At 69.6% G+C, this 2,727-nt stretch carries 3 protein-coding genes; all 3 read right to left on the minus strand.

The window, feature by feature from the left end; genetic code table 11:
* Nucleotides 1–1,073 (minus strand): AAA family ATPase (locus GA0115259_RS13750; protein ID WP_107469182.1); only part of this gene is annotated, 1,073 nt, incomplete at its 3' end.
* On the minus strand, nt 1,070–1,723 hold the full coding sequence (pnuC, locus tag GA0115259_RS13755) for a nicotinamide riboside transporter PnuC (RefSeq protein WP_093595866.1): 654 nt from the start codon (nt 1,721–1,723) through the stop codon (nt 1,070–1,072). The genes pnuC and GA0115259_RS13750, both read right to left, overlap by 4 nt.
* Nucleotides 1,724–1,886: 163 nt before the next feature.
* Nucleotides 1,887–2,727 (minus strand): pseudouridine synthase (locus GA0115259_RS13760; protein WP_093595869.1); only part of this gene is annotated, 841 nt, incomplete at its 5' end.

Below are 2,727 nucleotides of genomic sequence, written 5' to 3' on the forward strand. Positions count from 1 at the left end.
AGCGCGTCGACGGCGGCCACCGCGACGGCGAGCCGCTCCTCGCGCGATCCGCTCACCCGGATGAACTGCCGTCCGGTACGGGCGAGTTCCGCGCCGAACCGGCCCGTCATCCAGGGCCGCAGCTCCTCGCCGTCGCGCAGTCCGTCGTCCTCGAAGGCGACGCCCTCGTGGTCGGTGAGCAGCCAGAGGTGATGGTCGTTCAGCTCAGCGATCGCTGCGATCTCTGCGGCCTGGGCACCGCGTCCGCCCACATACCGTTCGTGCCAGACGGTGGTGGCGAAGGAGTCCGTGTCGCAGAAGAGCACGGGAGATCCGGCCCGCGCCGCCGCCTCCTCCAGCGCGTTCTGCCGCTCGGCGATCAGCGGGAACTCGTCCGTGGTGAACTCGACGTCCTCCCAGCGCGCCGAAGGCCACCGGGCGCGCAGCGCGGCCAGCTTGTCTTCGCTGAACTCCCGCCCGTACTCCGGTACATACCCGGTCCGCGCCCACACTCCGCCGCGCCGCCGGTAGTGCTCGGCCAGTGCCAGTGCCAGCGTGGTGGTGCCGGTGGACTCGGCGCCGAGCACCACGACGCGCCGGGTGAGGGCCGCGCGTACGGGCGGCGCGAGGAAGTCCCAGCAGCCGACCGGATCCTCGCGTACGGCGGTGCCGGAGACCGGGAAGACCGTACGGTCCAGGTCGACCAGGACGGACTCGGCGCCGAACCGCCGCGCCAGCTCCGGACCGTACGGTTCCGAGGTGAAGACCGCGTCCACCCGCTCGGGCACAGCCGCACGGAAGACGGCCATGTGCGCGTCCCAGACGCCGGAGTCGTGCAGGTCCACCGGGATGTCGTCGACCGCGCCCACCACCCGTACATCCGCTTCCGGATGGACCTCACGCATCCAGCGGACACGGTCGGCCAGCGGTACGGACTCCACCGAGGAGGCGCAGACCAGCACGGTCAGCCGCGCACAGCGGTCCCGCGCGGTCCGTACGAGATGGTGGTGGCCGGCGTGCGGCGGATAGAACTTGCCGAGCACCAGGCCGTGTTCGAAGGCGCTTCCTCCGCAGCCGGCCGCGGGCGCGCTCATATGGCGGTCGCCTCCACCCGTCGCGACGGCTCACCGGCAAGGTCCCTGGACCAGTTGCGCAGCCCGGCCACGCACAGAGCGAGGAAGCCGAGATAGAGCAGCGAGGTCAGATAGAGGTCCTTGTGCGCGTAGAGCGGGATGTAGACGAGGTCCGCCGCGATCCACAGCCACCACGACTCCAGCCGCTTGCGGCACTGCCCGTACGTCGCCATCAGGGAGAGCGCCGTGGTCAGGGCGTCCCAGAAGGGCACGGTGGAGTCCGTGGCCCGGCCGAGGAGCAGCGTCAGTCCGAGTGTCCCCACCACCCCCGCCGTGAGAAGCCGGCTCCATTCGGTACGGGTCGTGCGCCGCACCGGCAGGGACGAGCCTGGTCCACCCCCGTGGGTCCAGGTCCACCAGCCGTACGCGGCGAGGGTGATGAAGACGACCTGTAGCCCCGCGTCGGCGTACAGGCCCGCCTGGGTGAACAGCAGGATGAAGAAGACGTTGTTGGCGATTCCTATGGGCCAGTTGGCGAGGTGCTGGCGGGCCACGAGCCACACACAGAGCGCGCCGCTGCCGAAGCCGAGGACCTCGGTCCAGCTCACCGGCGTGTCCAGGACGGTCAGCAGCGGACGCTGCAAGGGATCGAGGATGTCCGCGAGACTCACACCCGCCTCCTTAATGGTCATACTGACTATAAAGGCGAACAGGCGTGCCCGACAAGGGAAAAAGCCCGCGGCCTGGCGGCCACGGGCTTTTCTTCGGATCGACCGGGTTCATCCGGCCGGCCGGGGTCTTCCGACCGACGGCTTCGTCCGCCGGCCGCTCCGGCTACAGGCCGACTTCCTTCATCAGCATGCCGACCTCGGTGTTGGTGAGCCGGCGCAGCCAGCCGGACTTCTGGTCGCCCAGCGGGATCGGCCCGAAGGACGTCCGTACGAGCCGCTCCACCGGGAACCCGGCCTCGGCGAGCATCCGCCGGACGATGTGCTTGCGGCCCTCGTGGAGAGTGACCTCCACCAGATAGTTCTTGCCGGTGTTCTCTACGACACGGAAGTGGTCGGCCTTGGCGTAGCCGTCCTCCAACTGGATGCCGTCCTTGAGCCGCTTGCCCAGATCGCGCGGCAGCGGGCCCTGGATCGCGGCCAGATAGATCTTCTTGACGCCGTACTTGGGATGCGTCAGCCGGTGCGCCAGCTCACCGTGGTTGGTGAGCAGGATGATGCCCTCGGTCTCCGTGTCGAGCCGGCCGACATGGAAGAGCCTGGTCTCACGGTTGGTGACATAGTCGCCGAGGGACTGGCGCCCGTCCGGATCCTCCATCGTGGAGACGACACCGGCCGGCTTGTTCAGCGCGAAGAAGAGGTACGACTGGGTCGCGACGGTCAGCCCGTCGACCTTGATCTCGTCCTTCTCCGGATCGACGCGCATGCCCTGCTCCACGACGACCTCGCCGTTGACCTCGACACGCGCCTGCTCGATCAGCTCCTCGCAGGCGCGGCGCGAGCCCATGCCCGCGCGGGCCAGGACCTTCTGGAGGCGCTCGCCCTCCTGCTCGGCGCCGGGAGACGTCCTGGGCGTCTTGACCGAGGGCCGCTCCGCGTACCGGTCGCGGTTGCGCTGCTCGATCTTGGCGTCCAGCTCACGAGGACGGGCCGCGGCACCACGGCGC

Origin of the sequence: Streptomyces sp. MnatMP-M17 (assembly GCF_900091995.1) — a bacterium.
In the GTDB taxonomy this organism is placed as follows: Bacteria; Actinomycetota; Actinomycetes; order Streptomycetales; family Streptomycetaceae; genus Streptomyces.